Raw genomic sequence first — 15,936 nt, 5'->3', positions numbered from 1 at the left:
CGGCTGCGCATCTCTTTGGCATACTCGCGGCAGGCCTTCGCTTCCATGGGCGGCGCTTCGCCAGCGCCCTCCCCCTCCGGTAAGGCCCATTTTGGCGCGACGATACCCTCCCTGGTAAGATCTAGCTTGGCGCGATTCGCGGGGTAGACGCCCGCGGGCGGCCTCTGCTATACTGCGAGCCGTTGCCCAATCGACGCAGCGAGGAGTCTCTTTTGCCGAATATCAAGGCCGCCGAGAAATGGGGCCGTCAGACTGCAAAGCGCACGGTTCAAAACAAGGACCGCAACTCGCGCTTGAAGACGCTTTTCAAGAAGGCCGTTTCGCAGGGCGACGGGCAGTTCGCGCAGTCGGTCGAGAGCGCGTTCGACAAGGCCGCCAAAACCGGCGTGATCCACAAGAATAAAGCCGCGCGCAAGAAGTCGCGATTGGCCAAGGCGATGGCAAAAGTCGCCACCAGCGCGCCGGCCAAAGCGAAGAGCACGCGGTCGACCGCGAAATCCGCCGCCGCGAAAACGACGCGGAAGACCTCCGCCAAGAAGTAACGAGCGAACAGCAACACTCCGCGGCGATCTCTGCGATCGCCGATGATCCCAAGGCGATCTTTCTCGCCACGATGGCGCGCGAGCTGCACCAGGCCGGCGTCGCGACCGACACGCTCGAGGAGACGCTGGGAGACATTGCCTCCGCCATCGGTCTGACGACCCAGATCTTCGCCCTGCCCACGCAAATCACGATCGCGTTCGGTCCGAGCTGGAATCAGAAGATCGTACTCATGCGTCTGCCGCCGGGGCGCGTGAATTTACGCAAGCTTTCACTGCTCAACGGGATTTACGACGAGCTGCGCGCGGGCAAGATCGATTACCGCGAGGCGAGCGTCGCCGTTCAGAATATCGACCGGCGCTGGCCGGGGCGCAATTCGGCCTGGGAGATCCCCGCGCTCACGCTGCTCGCCGTCGGTGTCGCGATTTTGCTCGGCGGCGGCACGCGCGAGATGATCGTTGCCGGCTGCATCGGCTTCGCGACCGGCATTATTTCGGCGGTCGCCGAACGCGTGCCGATCGTCGCGCGGCTCTTCGAAGCGATCGCGGCCTTCGTCGCCACGCTCATCGTCGCCGCGTTTTCGAACTATTTCGGCCCGACGAATATCTTCATTTCGATCGTGGCGGGCGTCGTCGTGTTGCTGCCGGGGTACTCCCTCACGCTCGCGCTGCACGAACTGGCGAACAGCGATCTGGTTTCGGGCATGGCGCGCCTCGGACGCGTGCTCTCGGTGCTGCTCGAACTCGGATGCGGTGCGTTTCTCGGATTCGCGGTGATCGGACCCTCACTCTTGAAAACCGGCGATGTCACGCCGCACGCCGTGCCGACTCACTTATGGATCATCGCCGCGATCCTCATGACGGTCGGTATCTCGATCGACCTCGACTCGCGTCCGCGCGATTTCATCTGGGTCTTCGCGTCGTGCTTCGTCGCACTCTTGACCTCACATCTGCTCGGCGGCACGCCGGTGCACGAGATTTCGGCCTTCATTTCAGCGTTTCTCTGCGGTATCGTGGCCAACGCCGGCGCGCGCGTGCTGCGTCTACCGCAACCGCTGATGCTCGTGCCGGCACTGCTCGTGCTCGTACCGGGCAGTTTGAGCTACGAGAGCGTGCTCTTCGCCTTCCAGCACAACATCTCGAGCGCGCTCACCTTTGCCGTCAATGCAAGCTTTGCAGCAGTGCAGCTCGTCGCCGGATTACTCTTATCGCAATTGGTCTTTCCCGCAAAGGCGTTGCAGGTGCATCGAGCGGGCCGTCCGCGATAGTGCGCTAAAATATTGGTCGAGATAACAGGATATTAGCGATAACGTACCGGAGTTCTTGTCCATGAAGATCCGAACCTCGATCATGAATCTTCCGATGGTGCGCCCCTTCCGTATCGCGCGCGGAACCCTGACCGAATCCTCGACCGTACTCGTCGAAGTGGAAGCAAACGGCATCACCGGTTACGGCGAAGCCGCGCCGATTGCTCGCTATGACGTTTCGGTCGAGGGCGTCATGGCATTCTATCGCGACTACGAGCCGCCCGCGGACGACCCGTATCGTGTCGAAGCGCTGCTCGAAGGCATTCCCGAAGCCGCGCGCTGCGGCTTGGACATCGCGCTCTACGATTGGATCGGCAAAGACCTCGGAAAGCCGGTGTGGCAGCTCCTCGGCCTCGATCCGGCCGCGGCCGGCGTGACCTCGCACACGGTCGGGATCGAGGATCGGATCGAAGACACCGTCGATCGAGTGCGCAAGCTCTCGGCGCTGCCGGTGCTCAAAATCAAGCTCGGCGCGGGCAAAGAGATCGAAACGATCGAGGCGATTCGCAGCGTGTACCGCGGCGCGATCCGTCTCGATGCGAACGAAGGCTGGGATCCCGAGCAGACGGTTCGCCTGTTGCGAGAATTGCACCGGTACGAGATCGAACTGTGCGAACAACCGATCCCGTCGGGTCATCCCGAACAGCTGCGGTACATCCGCGAGCGCGTCAAGATTCCGCTGGTTGCGGATGAAGACTCGATCGTCGCAGCCGATTTACCCGCGTTGATCGGGTGCGTCGACGGCGTCAATCTCAAACTCGCGAAAGCCGGCGGCATTCGCGCCGGCTTGGCTTTCATCCACACCGCGCGTGCGCTCGGTTTCAAACTGATGCTCGGATGTATGCTCGAAACCGAAGTGCTGGCCTCGGCAGCCGCGCAGCTCGCACCGCTGGTTGATTGGCCCGATATCGACGGGCCGCTTTTCTTGGCTTCCTCGCCGTTCGACGGTGTCGACGTTTCGACCGGCAAAATCGTGCTCACCGGTAAACCGGGAATCGGCGTCAAGGAACGGGCGCGCGTTTAGCCTTCGCCGTACCGTGGAGCGCCCGCTCGATCGCGCGCCAGAGCGCTGCGCCGCCGTTGCGCACCGGATCGTCGACCGGCAGCCCGGTGGCTTGCGACGCCTGCGCGATCGCTTGGCGCGCCTGCTCGGGATCGAGGGCCGACGTGTCGAGCGCGACCGCAACGACGCGCGCCGGTTTGATCCGCTCCAGCAACGCCTCGTGCGCGCGAATGAGCTCCGGTAAATCGGGAAGCTCGACGTCGAAGCCGTCGATGTGCGTCTTGCGGGCGCGATGGCAGAGCAGCAGCGCATCCGGGGCCGAGCCATAAAGTAGCCCGAAGGTGACGGGCGCGTACGCCGGATGGAGAATGCTGCCCTGTCCTTCGACGAGCAGCACATCGGCATCGGGAGAAGCCTGGAGCACCAATTGCTCCGCGGCGCCGGTTACGAAATCCGAAATGACGCGATCGACGGCGATCCCTTTTCCCGCGATCAGGATCCCGGTTTGTCCGGTTGCCACGAATTCGAGTCGCGCGCCGCCGGTTCTCGCCGCCCGCTCGATCTCGAGCATCGCGGTCATCTTCCCGACCGCGCAATCGCTGCCGATCGCGAGGACGATCTCGGCGCGCACGTCGTAGGCCGCCCCGCTGAAGAGCGGAATATCCTCGGGCGGAATGCGTACGTCCCACAAACGCGCTCCCGATCGCTGCGCGCGCGCAACGATCTCTTCGTCGTCGCGGAGAAATTCGTGCAGCCCGTTGACCACCTCGAGGCCCCTATCCACCGCGGCAAGCACCGTGCGGCGGAATGGCTTGGGCAAGTGGCCGCCTTCGGTCGCCACACCGATGAGGAGCGCGTTGGCGCCGAGCGCGAGCGCCTCGTCCAGCGACGCAACGATCGGTGCGCGCGAGCCGAGCCACGGCATCACGTCGTCGACACTGCGTCCCGCATGGACGGAATCGATGACCGCCGCGACCGACTCGCCGCGGTAGCGGAGCACGCCATGAGCGGTCTTACCGTTCGTGCCGGTGAGCATCCCTTCGGCGAGAATGGCGTAGCGCCGCGGCGCTGCCTCGGACAACGTCGTCACGATGAGGAACTCCTCCAATACCAAGAAGCAACGGAATTGAATGGCGAGAGCAGCGGACGCTGGTACCCGCCGAGGTTTGCCGGAATGACGTCTACTTCGCTGATCTGGCAGATAAAGAAATACGGAAGATCCTGCGCGATGCGGCGCTGGACCTCAGCGTAAACGGCAATGCGGGTTTGCCGGTCGAAGGAAGCCTGCCCGCGGCGCAGCAGAGCGTCGACGCCCGGATTGCAATAGCGCGACATGTTGAATCCACGCGGCGCACGCTGATTGCACGCCAGCAGCCAGGCCGCATCGGGATCGAAGCTCCCTTGATAATCGTAGAGCGAGAGTTGATAGCGGCCCTGAATGATCGGACCGTCTTCGGCGATGTATTGCACGCGAGGATAGGCGCGCAAGCTCACGTCGACGCCGACGCTGCGCTCGGCGGCGGCAATCGCCGTCGCCAAACGCGTCGTAATGTCTTCGCCCGCCGGAAAGGCCAGCTCGAAGTGCAGTCGCCGGCCGCCCTTGGTCCGGATGCCGCCCGGGCCGGGCATCCATCCGTCTTGCGTCAGCAGCGCGGCTGCGCGCGCCGGATCGTACGCAAGCGTGTCGGCGTGTGGATCGAACGCCCAGGTGAAGAGACCACGCATCGCGGTGTCCGCGTCGTCGACGCCGAGGGTGATCTTTCGCGTGAGCGTGCGGCGGTCGATCGCGAGCGCGAGCGCCTCGCGAATCGCGTGATCCGCCAGCTGCGGATTTTGCAGATTGAATCCCAGAGCGTAGAACCAAGGAACCGGCGTCACGATCACGCGATGGTCGGGAATCGCACGTAGCTCGGCAATGCGCGAGGGATCGAGCAAAAACGCGGCATCGACTTCGCCGGTTTGCAGTTCCTGGATCACCGTGGAATCCTGCGGAATAAACGGCAGCACGAGTTGCTCGATCTTCGGCTTGCCGGCGTAGTACGAGGCGTTTGCCGAAAAGGCGAGGTGATCGCCGCGTTCCCATTCCTTCAGCCGGTACGGTCCCGATCCGACGGGCCCAGCGTTGAAGGCTGCATTGTTGACGTTTGCCAGCCCGGCCAGCAGATGCGCCGGCAAGATCGGATAGTTGCTGTCGCCGCCGAAGAAAAACCCGATGATCGGCGCAAACGGGCGCCTCAGCGTGATGACGACGGTATAGCGATTCGGAGCCGTGCACGAGCTGACCAGATCGAATCCGTACCGCTCCTGCACATCGTTGGCCGGGTTCATGACCGCCCGGTACGTGAAGACGACGTCGCGTGCCGTAACCGGCGTCCCGTCCTGCCAGCGAACGCCGTGCCGCAGATGAAACGTTACGCGCGTCCCGTCAGCTGAGACCCCGCCGTTGGCCACGCTGGGAACCGAGCTTGCGAGATCGCCGACGGAACGGCCGTCCGGCTCGTAGCGCGTCAGGTACGAGTAGAGAACCTCGCTGTAGATGTAGGCGTCCATGCCTTCGAGCAGCAGCGGGTCGAGCCCACGCGGTTCGGGCTCTTGCTGAACCGCGGCGACGAGCGCGCCCGAGGCGAGGTGCTGCCGAGCCGCTTGCTGAGTTGTGCACCCAGCAACTGCTAACGCGACCAACACCAACACCATCGCCGCACGCTGCATGTACGCCGCACTCTACGGGGCTTTCGCGAAGACGCCCTGCCCGACGCAGCAAAATTTTGCTCTTGAGGACAATTTTTTGGAGGATCGACGTTAAGGGAGCATAAGAGACGAGCAATCCTATCGGAACCCGCCTCGAAACGGAGCTTGCGGCCATGCGGAATATATTCGGACGTACAGTCGCCCTGTTTGTCGCACTTGCCTACGGATCGCTGCTCGCCTCGCCGCTGCCGTCGCCGGCTGCGACGACCAGCACCATCGTCGGGAGCGTTCACGGCCAGGACGGCACCCCGATCGCCGGCGCAAACGTCGCGCTCAACGGGGTCGTGCACCTCACGAAGATGACCGACAATGCCGGCAACTTCGCCTTTGCGGACGTCCCGACGGGCTTGTACAGTATTCTCGTCAGCAAAGCGGGGTTCACAACGTACCGCGATGACAACGTCGCGGCGTTCATCGGCGAGACGATCGCCCTCAACGTGGTGCTGGCGCAGTCGTCGTTCTCGTCGCTCAAGACGATCGCCACCGTCTCGAGCAATGCGCCCGGCGTGGCGCCGATCAACACCTCCACCGCGGCGATCAGTACGATCAGCGCGGCGACGTTCGAGAATCAAGGGCAACAGCAAGTGACGAGCGTGCTGAACGAAACGCCGGGCATCTTCACCACGCCCTACTACCCGGGAAACGGTAATCCGAGCAACGGTGGTTCTCCGTCCTCGCCGCAGACGCCGCAGATTCGCGGCGGCCTGCCGTACGAGACCGAGTCGCTGATCGACGGTCACCCCGTCTCGGTCGGTTCGGCGGGAACGTTCTCACCGAACCTCATCAACCCGTTCCTGCTCCAGGACGTCGAAGTGGTCAAAGGTCCGGGCTCGATGCCGGCTGAGATCAACTACGCGATCAACGGCACCGTGAATTACATTACGCTCGAACCCACCGCGGAAAATAAAAGCGAGGCGTTGTACGGCGTCGACAAGTGGGGCGGCATCTCGGCGGGGTTCAAGCTGACGGGTGAGACGAAGAACCACAAGATCGGCTACGCGGCCGGTTACGTAACCGACGGCTATCCCGGACCGCTCCAGAACTTCCGGTTCGCCGGCTCGCAGCTGCCGCTCGACGCCGGCCCTCCGGGCGGCCCATATTACGTCAACGGCCAGCAGCTTGCCGCCGTCGAGACTCCCGTCGGCGAAGGTATCGGCCCGAGCGCCTTTGCGCCATACGACGGCATGGGAATCATCTTTGACGAGCCGCTTACGGGCTGCTGCTATACGATGGACACGGGGTTCCACTCCGCCTCGCAGCTCGCGAAGATCGTCTTCAACTTCTCGAACAACACCTCGCTGAAACTCTCCTACCTCGGCGGACAGTCCGTCACCGGAAACGGGGATTCGCAAGCGTATGACACCACGCCGGTCGGCGACACCGGCCTGCCCGCATTCACGTTCGGACCCTGCGGCACCGCAAACGCCCCGCTGACGTTGTGCAATCCGTTTGCGACGGGAACGTCCTACAACTGCGCGAGTACGGGCGGCGGCCCTGCGTGCGGTTCGGAGATTCCCTTCGACTTGAGTTCGTTCAACGGTCTTGGGTACTCGTGGCAGCAGCAAAACCTCTTCCAAGGGGAATTCCGCACGACGCTCGGCCAGACGGGCACGCTGCTCGCGCGCTACTACACCGGCTCGTTGAACAACTACGACGTTTCGGGATCGTCGACACCCCTCGACGTGGCGCTGGGCAGCGCATATGGTACGGTTCCGCTTTGCCCGACCGGCACGACGTTCGATCCAAGCACGCCTACCGCCGCCGGCGGCACGGACCCGAACGGGTGGTTGTGCCTCCCCGGAGGAGGTGCACCGGCAGTTGCACCGGTGAACACGACGTTCAACGGCCAGCCCGCCACCTTCAAGACCGCCAGCGAAGCGAATCTCTTTTTCACCAACGATCGGATGAACGGCGAGACGCTTCAACTCCAGGAGCAGCTCGGCCAAAATACGTTCACACTCGCGTACGACAACTCGCAGCAGTTATCGTCCTCGACGACGGACGAGCCGTCTGTCGGGCTGATTGTCTTCAGTCCGGTCGCCGGATCGAAACAGGTGCTCCAAACCCTCTCGCTGCGCGGCGAGATTCCGCTTTCGCCGAGGGTGCTGCTGAACTTCGGCGACTACGATCTCAACTATCTCAGTCACTACTCGATCACCGGCGGCGCGACGTGGAACGATTCCTCGCACTCGTACAACGAGCCGCGTGCGGCGCTGACCTGGCAACCGAATAACGACACGATCTATCGGCTTTCGGCGGGCGGTTCGGTCGCGCCGCCGTACATCAGCCTGGTCTCTTCCGGCGGTCCGACCTGGAGTCAGATCATCGGCGGCGTACCGGCAGCCGGCTGGGTGCAAGACGCCAACAACGGTGACATCAGCGCTGAGACGGCTTTCAGTTACGACCTCGGGATGGACCACCGCATCGCGCGTGCCACCTCGGTCTCGCTCGATCTCTATTTCACCCAATTGCATGACATGTTTTTCACCGAGACCTCGACCGTCACGGGGGCAGCTGCCACCGGGTGTCCCAACCAGCCGTGCGAGGTCGACGAAACGGCCAACCTTGGCGTCGCGCGCTATCAAGGGATCGAGTTCGAGCTGAATCACGTGCCGCTCTACGGCTTCGGCTGGAGGCTGCAGGGCTCGCTGCAGCGCGCGTACACCTACGATCTGCCGCCGTACTTCTATTGCGCCGGCTCGACGAACCCGTCGACCGGTGTCACCACGCCGCCGGGGCCGGGGTGTATCTACAACACGAACCTCGCGGTCCTACCCAACGTAAATTTCGGCGGTCAGGCGACGGCAATAGCCGGAGCTCCGAACGGTGTCGCCGGCGCCCGGGTGCCCTATGCGTCCGGCTACGGCGAAGTCAGTTGGCTCGGGCACTACGGCCAATACTACAACGTCGGCCTGAAGTACTTCGGCAACAACAACATGTTCAACGAGCCCGCCTTCTTCGTGCTCTCTGCAAACGTGCGCTTCAAGCTCAACGACCATGGCACGAGCGTACAGCTTTCCGGCGATAATCTCGCCGGCGCATACGACAATCCGTACGTCGGCTTCTTCAACGGCATTCCGCTTCCGCTCGTCCAGGGGGCAATGCAGACCAATCCTCTCACCGGTGCGCCGGCGCCGGTCTCGTTCGCCGCGACGGCGGCCGGAAATTACGGGCCGCCGACGTTCCGTATCATCCTCACCCAAGACTTCTAAACGGATTATGAAACGATTTGCAACCGGACTGCTGGCAGCGTTCATGCTGCTCTGCGCCGTGCCCCTTCAGGCTGCAAAGGCGAAAGCACCGGCGGGGCCGGCGCACGGCGCGCCGGCGCTCACGGCGAAGGATCTCGGGACGTTCTACGCGGGACTGATGCCCTACGCGCTGCATCGCGCGGACATTGCGGGCGCGGTGCTGGTCGTCGTCAAAGACGGAAAGGTTCTCTTCGCGCACGGTTACGGCTACGCGAACGTGGCCAAGCAGTCGCCGGTCATTCCGGATCGGACGCTCTTCCGGCCCGGATCGATTTCGAAATTGTTCACCTGGACGTCGGTGATGCAGCTCGTGCAGGCGGGCAAGATCGATCTCGATACGGACGTGAACGAGTATATCGATTTCACGATTCCTCCCTACGACGGCAAGCCGGTGACGATGCGCGAGCTGATGACGCATTCCGCCGGCTTCGAAGACACGGGACGCGATCTCTTCGTCAAGCACGCAAATCAACTCTATCCGCTCGGCGAGTACCTCAAAAAAGTGCTTCCCGCTCGGATTTTCGCGCCCGGAACGACGATTGCGTATTCGAACTACGGCGCAACGCTGGCCGGGTATATCGTGCAGCGCATTTCCGGGGAACCGTTCGACCAATACGTTACGCGCCACATTCTCGCGCCGCTACGCATGGATCACTCCTCCTTTGCGCAACCGCTCCCGGCAAGGCTCGCCGCGCTGATGGCCACCGGCTACGGTCAAGCATCCGGAAAACCGATTCCGTTCGAATACGTCGAAGCCGCGCCGGCCGGTGCGCTCTCCTCCACCGGAACCGACATGGCGCACTTCATGCTCGCGTATCTGAACGGCGGTACCTACGACGGGTACCAGCTGCTCGAGCCCGCGACCATCAAGGAGATGTGGACCCTTGCGCTCGCACCTGCCCCGGGAATGAACGGTTTTGACCTCGGCTTCTATCAAGAGAATCGCAACGGTTTGCAGATCGTCGGGCATGCGGGCGACACCGAGGCCTTCCATAGCGATCTGCATCTCCTCCGGCAAAAGCACATCGGCGTTTTCATGTCGTTCAACAGCGCCGGGCACGCGGGCGCAGCGGAAAACGTTCGGGTAAGCATCTTCCGCGCGTTTCTCGATCGCTATTTCCCCTATGCTCCGCCGGCGGAAAAAACCGTGGCCGATCCGCAGCCTGACGCCGCGCGCGTAGCCGGCTGGTATATCACGAGCCGGCGGGAACAGACCGCACTTCGCCTCCTCTACGCCTTGGGACAAGTGCAGGTTACCAAAAATCCCGACGGCACGATCGAAGTCAGCATGCTCAAGGATATCGCCGGGGATCCGCTGCACTGGCGGGAGGTCGGGCCGCTCTACTATCGCCAGATCGACGGACAAGCCCACCTGAAGTTCACCGCGGATGCGGGCGGGCGTATCCTCTCCTGGACGACCGACGACTTCATCCCCGTTTTCATCTTCCAGCGAGTCAACGGCCTCACCGCACTCGGAACGTTGAAACCGATGCTGACCGTATTCATCGCCGTGCTCGTGATCTCGCTCTCGATCCGCCTCGGCGGCTGGATCGCGCGGCGCCGGCTTGGTCTACAGTTGGCTTTGACGAAGAACGAGCAGCGGATTCATCTTGCGGCTCGTATCGGTGCGATCGTGTTCTTGGCGATACCTGCCCTGTGGATCGAGGCCTTCTCACTTCAAGAAGCGATCACGTCATCGGCGGTCGTCAACGTCATGTTGGTCCTCTACACGATCGGGGTCATCGGCATTCTCGGCGGGCTCGCAATGATCGCCGAGAGCGCCTTGCGCGTCGCTCACGGGCCCGGCGGCTGGCTCGTGCGGTTTGGAGAGATCGTCGTCGGCATCGCCGCACTCTACGGAATCTGGTTCATCTTCGCGTTCGGGCTCGCCAATTTCGCGACAAATTTCTAGTATCGAAGGAGATACCACGGTGATCGTTCGGTTCGGGTCGGCGCTGCTCGTCGCCATCATGCTCTTTACTTCTTGCGCGCAGGCTGCCGTTCAGACGGTACCTGGGAAGACGGCGCCGGCGATGACGACGCAGGATCTCAACGCCTTCTTCGCCGGGCTCGTGCCGTACGCGCTCCATCGCGCGGACATTCCCGGCGCCGTCGTCGTCGTCGTGAAAGACGGCAAGATTCTCTTTGCGCACGGTTACGGCTACGCCGACGTCAAGAGCAAACGGCCCGTCGATCCGGCCACGACCCTGTTCCGTCCGGGTTCGATCTCGAAGCTCTTCACCTGGACGGCGGTGATGCAGCTCGTGCAGGCCGGGAAGATCGACCTCGATACGGACGTGAACAAGTACATCGACTTCACGATTCCGCCGTATGACGGCCAGCCGGTCACGATGCGCGATTTGATGACGCACACGCCCGGCTTCGAGGAGACCGTGCGCGATCTGCTCGTCGACAAGCAAAGCCAGGTTCTGCCGATCGACGTGTATCTGAAACGTCACTTGCCGACCCGCATCTTTCCGCCCGGCAAGATCATCGCCTATTCGAACTACGGCGCAACGCTGGCCGGCTACATCGTCCAGCGCGTTTCGGGTGAGAAGTTCGAAGACTACGTCGCGAAGCACATCTTCGAGCCGCTGCACATGAATTACTCGACCTTCCTGCAGCCGCTGCCGCCGAATCTCGCCCCGTTCATGGCAACGGGCTACCTCAATGCGTCCGAGGGCAAGACGAAACCGTTCGAGTTCGTCGACACCGCGCCGGCGGGAGCATCGAGTTCCACCGGTATCGACATGGCGCACTTCATGCTCGCCTACTTGAACGGCGGAACGTACGACGGCTATCAGCTGCTCGAGCCGGCGATGATCAAGGAGATGTGGACGCAGCAGGTCGTCCCGGAAAACGGTTTGCCGGGCTTCGATCTGGGCTTCTACCAAGACGACTTCAACGGTCTTCCCATCGTCGGGCACGGCGGCGACACCATCGTCTTCCATAGCGATCTGCACCTGATCCCGTCCAAGGGTCTGGGTTGGTTCGTCTCGTTCAACTCGGCGGGGAAGGAAGGCGCGGTCGAAGACGTCCGCAACAACCTCTTCAAACTCTTCCTGGATCGCTACTATCCGTATACGCCGCCACTCGAACCGACGATGGCCGATCCGCAGAAAGACGCGGCCCGCGTCGCGGGCTGGTACGAGAGCAGCCGCCGCGTCGCACGCGCGCTTGCCTTTGTCTACACGCTCGGGCAAAGTCAGGTCACCGCGAATCCGGACGGCACGATCGAGGTGAGCTCGCTCAAAAACGCTGCGGGCAGTCCGATGAAATGGCGCGAGGTCGCGCCGCTGCGCTACCGGGAGGTCGGCGGCGACTCCTACGTCGTCTTCGGAACCGACGCGAACGGCAATGTGATCTCGTGGGCATCGGACGTCTCCAACATGGTCTCGGTCGAACAGCGCGTCGGCGGCCTGCGCACCGAGGGCTCGATCAAGCTGCTGCTCACGATCTGCGCCGGCATCATCGTGCTCTCGCTGCTCGTCCGGCTCGGGGCGTGGATCGCGCGGCGAAAGCTCAAGCTTTCGCTGCATCTCTCGCGCAACGAGCAGATCCTCCACCTCATCGCACGTATCGGCGCGATCGCGTTTCTCGTTGCGCTAATCGGATGGCCGATGCTGCTCTCCGGAGAGGATGCGATTCTCTCGCCGGCGTTGCCGGGCAAGATGCTCGTGCTCTACGTCATCGGCGTAATCGCGATCATCGGCGCCCTCGGGATGATCACGGAGGCGGTGGTTCGCGTGCTGCGCGGACCCGGTGGTTGGCTGGTGCGAAGCGGCGAGATCTTCGTCGCCCTCGCGGCTCTCTACGCGATCTGGTTCCTCTTCGCCATGCAGTTCGTGAACTTCGTCACGAACTTCTAGTACATCCGGCCGGTGGTCAGCGACACAAACGTCGCGCGCCGCGCGGAATCGTTGCGTACCAGATGCGGGTACGCCGCGGAAAAAGCGCAGCAATCGCCGGTAGACATCGGATAGTCGACGCCGTCGACGACCAACACGATGTTGCCATCGATCACGTACACGATGTCGATGCCCTCGTGCGCGAGTTCGTTTTTGAACCGGGAGTGCGGCGCGCACTTCACCATGATGAAGTCGAGATCGATCCCGGGCAGGTGGAGGGCCTCGTAATCGACGCCGCGTCCGCGATTGACCTTCTTGCGCGTCTCCGGCATCACGAAGTTCGGCCGTGAAAGCTGAGCCGAGTACCCCAAGAACGAGCCCAGATCGTATTCGAAGAATTGCGCCAGCCGCGCGAGCCGTCCGAGTGAGATGTCGGAATCGCCCCGTTCGACCGCACGGATGAACGAGGCCGAGAGTCCGCTCGCCTTCGCAAGATCGCGGACGCTCACGCCATTGCGGTCGCGCAGCCGCTTGAGAATCGTTCCGACGTCGGGCGCCGGCGCAGACTTGGTCGTCGGAATGTGTTTTGCCGGCCGTCGCGGCATTATGAGATCTCCGTACCGATTCGAGGCCAATAGTTCAGATCGCGCTTGTGATAGTCGATCGCGGCGAAGTCGAGCGAAAGCGCTCCCGGGGCGCCGACGTGGATGACTCGTTTGGCGAGCGGGGCAAACTTCCCCCAAAAATGGTGGGAGGACTTCACGACGATGAGTTTCTTGTCGTCGAGCGAGATCCCAAGCCCGGTAAACGCATTGGGCGCAAAGACCTGCGTGCGTCGCGAGGCGAGGACGATGTCGACGCCCCGCGCGTGAACCCAGGCGCTTCGCCCCAGGGCGACCGGCGTCGTGTCGTCCATCGAGTCCTGCTGATGGTTCTCGTCCAGGCGCCGCACCGTGACGCGCGCGTCCACGGGTCGTCCGGACGCCGTCCCGAGCTTTCCGCCGAAGCGTAAATCGAGCGTCGCGCCCTCGCCGGCTTCGAAACACATATCGACGGCGATCGGATCGTAATACGTTCCGCTCACGGCGTTCGTTATGCCGCGTTCGAGGACGGCATGAAGGAGGTAGGTGGCATCGCCCGGCGCGCCGCCGCCCGCATTGTCCGCAAAGTCGGCGAGCACCACCGGGCCGGCCGGAGCCGCCATCACGGCGTCGAGCGCGTCGGAGACTCGCGCCGGAGCGAGGATGGCTTCGTCACGCATCGCTTGAAAGCGCCGGCCGAATTCCTGTGCGACGCGCAGCGCCAGTGCCGGATCGCCGTCGGCAATCGCAAGCGCCTTCGCCCCAGCCTCGGGAACGTCACCCCACGGAAAACCGTGGATCAAGCTCAGGCTGAGAATCCCGCCCTGCTCGCGTGCCGACATGTCGTCGACGAATGTGTGCAGCGGCTCGGCCGTCGTCGGAAAGACCCCCGACATGCGGCAATCGTAGCTGACGCAGACCGGATGCGTTTTCCCGGCGGCCGCATCGAGGCAAATCCGGTACAGGTCGATCGCACGATCGACGATATCGGTGTGCGGATACCGCTTATACGAGACGATCGCCGTTGCCGCCGAGAGCATCCGGTTGGTGAGGTGCGCGTGAAGATCCAGCTCGGCGCCGATCGTCGCACGCTCGCCGGCGACGGCTCGGCAGCGCTCCAGCACGTCGCCTTCGCAATCGTCATAACCCTCCGCCACCATTGCGCCGTGCAGGTAGAGCAGAACGACGTCGACGGGCAAGGCCGCGCGCAGATCGTTCAACAGCTCGTCGCGAAGCGATTCGTAGACCGAACGAACCGTCGGCCCCGCCGGCTGCGCGATGGCGGCAATGCTCTCGATCACCGTATGCCCGTCTGCTTCACCTCTACGCCGCCACTCGGCCATCGATGCGACGTCCGCTTGCGAGCGCGCTCGGTCGAAGCTGCGCAAACCCGTGGGAATGGGCGAGAACGTGTTCGTTTCGGTAACAAGCGTGGCAGTGAATATACGCAAGTCAGGGCCTCCGGCAGGTACAGCTCAACCTACTGCGCGTAGAGCAGGCGCGCGACGTGCAGCGAGATCGCCTCGGGGTCGGCGGTCGTTGCATTGGTGAGGACGACGATCTCGAGACCGTCGTCGGGAAAGACGAGGTTCATTGCGCGCGCACCGATGAGCCCGCCGTTGTGCCAAATGAGCCGGCGCCCCTCGTCATGTCCGGCGACCCAGCCGAAGGCGTATCCCTGCGCGATTGCACTTTGGGTCTTTCCCGCCGGGAGGCCCATGGTCATACCGCGCGGCGGCGTCGTGGCGATCTCGACGCTGTTCTGCGAAATGACCTTGCCGCCGAAGAACGCGCCATCCCACTTCACCAGATCAGACGCCGTTGACGCAAGCGCGCCGGCTGAACCGCCCCAGCTCATATCATAACGCGGCACCAGCGAATAGCTGCCTTTTATATAATTGTAGCCGCGCGTGACGTCGTTGCCGGCAGGGATCGACCAGGTGAGATATTGTATCGCGCTCAGACCTTGCGGCTTGAGGATCGCTTGCGAGAGAAATCGACCGAACCGCTCGCCGCTGATCTTCTCAACCAGCATCCCGGCCACCATGTAGTTGGTGTTGCTGTACTGCCATTTCGTACCCGGCTTGAATTTGAGCGGCATGTCGCGCGTCAGGTTGACGTAATAGGCGAACGGATCGTGGCTCTTCTTCGCGCCCGTCATCACCGATCCGAGCAACGGCTTGTTCTCGAGGTAATCGTGGAGCCCCGAGGTTTGGTCGAGGATCTCTCGCACGGTGATCGCCGACGCGTGCGGCACATCGGGCAAATACGTCGCGAGCTTGGCGTCGAGATCGATTTTGCCTTGCTGCACCAGCAGCATCACGCAAGCCGCGGTGAACTGCTTGCTGATCGACCCGATCGGAAACACCGTGTTCGCCGTGACCCGAAGGTTTTTCGCCTGGTCGCGCAGGCCGTAACCCTTGGTGAAAAGCGTCGTGCCGCTGCGCCCGATCGCCACCTCCACGCCGACCAAATGCTGCTGCGACATCGCCGTCGTGACGATCGTGTCGATCTTCGCGATCTGAGCCGCCGTGAGCGCGCCGGCAAGCGCCGGTGCGGGGAGGCTGAACACCAGGCTGAGTGCCACGAGTGCGGCCGCGATGCGGCCCGCGGCTGAGGAGCGACGTCCCACGTGTACCTCCAGAGGAAATCGGCGGAG

The 15,936-nt window shown here is 63.0% G+C and carries 11 protein-coding genes; 6 read left to right on the top strand and 5 right to left on the bottom strand.

Going from position 1 to position 15,936, the window contains the following annotated elements; translation table 11 throughout:
- The first annotated feature begins 182 nt into the window (after window positions 1–182).
- From rpsT to VMF11_00775, 3 genes are all read left to right on the top strand, one after another.
- On the top strand, window positions 183–542 hold the full coding sequence (rpsT, locus tag VMF11_00785; GenBank protein HTU68827.1) for a 30S ribosomal protein S20: 360 nt from the start codon (window positions 183–185) through the stop codon (window positions 540–542).
- Between the two features lie 71 nt (window positions 543–613).
- Complete coding sequence (locus VMF11_00780; GenBank protein ID HTU68826.1) at window positions 614–1,807, top strand: threonine/serine exporter family protein; 1,194 nt, start codon at window positions 614–616, stop codon at window positions 1,805–1,807.
- 61 nt (window positions 1,808–1,868) lie between these two features.
- Entirely contained in the window at window positions 1,869–2,870 is a 1,002-nt protein-coding gene (locus VMF11_00775; protein HTU68825.1) for a dipeptide epimerase, read from the top strand.
- Here the strand turns inward: VMF11_00775 and VMF11_00770 are convergent.
- Entirely contained in the window at window positions 2,848–3,939 is a 1,092-nt protein-coding gene (locus VMF11_00770; GenBank protein HTU68824.1) for a DUF1611 domain-containing protein, read from the bottom strand. The genes VMF11_00775 and VMF11_00770 overlap by 23 nt on opposite strands.
- Window positions 3,936–5,558 carry a peptide ABC transporter substrate-binding protein gene (locus VMF11_00765; GenBank protein HTU68823.1) on the bottom strand — a complete coding sequence of 541 codons (1,623 nt, stop codon included), beginning with the start codon at window positions 5,556–5,558 and terminating at the stop codon, window positions 3,936–3,938. The genes VMF11_00770 and VMF11_00765 overlap by 4 nt, the downstream gene beginning before the upstream one ends.
- A gap of 152 nt (window positions 5,559–5,710) precedes the next feature.
- Between VMF11_00765 and VMF11_00760 the strand changes: the two genes are divergently transcribed.
- From VMF11_00760 to VMF11_00750, 3 genes are read left to right on the top strand one after another with little or no spacing between them, the layout of a single operon-like run.
- Complete coding sequence (locus tag VMF11_00760; protein ID HTU68822.1) at window positions 5,711–8,809, top strand: TonB-dependent receptor; 3,099 nt, start codon at window positions 5,711–5,713, stop codon at window positions 8,807–8,809.
- A 7-nt stretch (window positions 8,810–8,816) separates the two neighbouring features.
- A complete protein-coding gene (locus VMF11_00755) occupies window positions 8,817–10,760 on the top strand; it encodes a serine hydrolase domain-containing protein (protein HTU68821.1) in 1,944 nt (647 codons plus the stop codon).
- Window positions 10,761–10,779: 19 nt separating this feature from the next.
- Window positions 10,780–12,717 (top strand): serine hydrolase domain-containing protein, encoded by a 1,938-nt coding sequence (locus tag VMF11_00750; GenBank protein ID HTU68820.1) that lies wholly within the window; start codon window positions 10,780–10,782, stop codon window positions 12,715–12,717.
- Here the strand turns inward: VMF11_00750 and VMF11_00745 are convergent.
- From VMF11_00745 to VMF11_00735, 3 genes are read right to left on the bottom strand one after another with little or no spacing between them, the layout of a single operon-like run.
- Complete coding sequence (locus VMF11_00745) at window positions 12,714–13,301, bottom strand: XRE family transcriptional regulator (GenBank protein HTU68819.1); 588 nt, start codon at window positions 13,299–13,301, stop codon at window positions 12,714–12,716. The two genes, VMF11_00750 and VMF11_00745, sit on opposite strands and share 4 nt — an antisense overlap.
- Window positions 13,301–14,728, bottom strand: coding sequence for a M81 family metallopeptidase (locus VMF11_00740; GenBank protein ID HTU68818.1), 1,428 nt, complete (start codon window positions 14,726–14,728; stop codon window positions 13,301–13,303). The genes VMF11_00745 and VMF11_00740 overlap by 1 nt, the downstream gene beginning before the upstream one ends.
- Window positions 14,729–14,757: 29 nt before the next feature.
- A complete protein-coding gene (locus VMF11_00735) occupies window positions 14,758–15,909 on the bottom strand; it encodes a serine hydrolase domain-containing protein (GenBank protein ID HTU68817.1) in 1,152 nt (383 codons plus the stop codon).
- Between the last annotated feature and the right edge of the window lie 27 nt (window positions 15,910–15,936).

This window comes from Candidatus Baltobacteraceae bacterium, from assembly GCA_035502855.1.
GTDB lineage: Bacteria > Vulcanimicrobiota > Vulcanimicrobiia > Vulcanimicrobiales > Vulcanimicrobiaceae > Aquilonibacter.
This window is presented reverse-complemented; position numbering and strand designations above follow the sequence as displayed.

Bases quoted from the DNA above. Each gene is read 5' to 3' on its own strand.
- VMF11_00760 (HTU68822.1), top strand. From the start codon at position 5,711: ATGCGGAATATATTCGGACGTACAGTCGCCCTGTTTGTCGCACTTGCC.
- VMF11_00755 (HTU68821.1), top strand. From the start codon at position 8,817: ATGAAACGATTTGCAACCGGACTGCTGGCAGCGTTCATGCTGCTCTGC.
- VMF11_00765 (HTU68823.1), bottom strand. From the start codon at position 5,558: ATGCAGCGTGCGGCGATGGTGTTGGTGTTGGTCGCGTTAGCAGTTGCT.
- VMF11_00745 (HTU68819.1), bottom strand. From the start codon at position 13,301: ATGCCGCGACGGCCGGCAAAACACATTCCGACGACCAAGTCTGCGCCG.
- VMF11_00780 (HTU68826.1), top strand. From the start codon at position 614: ATGGCGCGCGAGCTGCACCAGGCCGGCGTCGCGACCGACACGCTCGAG.
- VMF11_00775 (HTU68825.1), top strand. From the start codon at position 1,869: ATGAAGATCCGAACCTCGATCATGAATCTTCCGATGGTGCGCCCCTTC.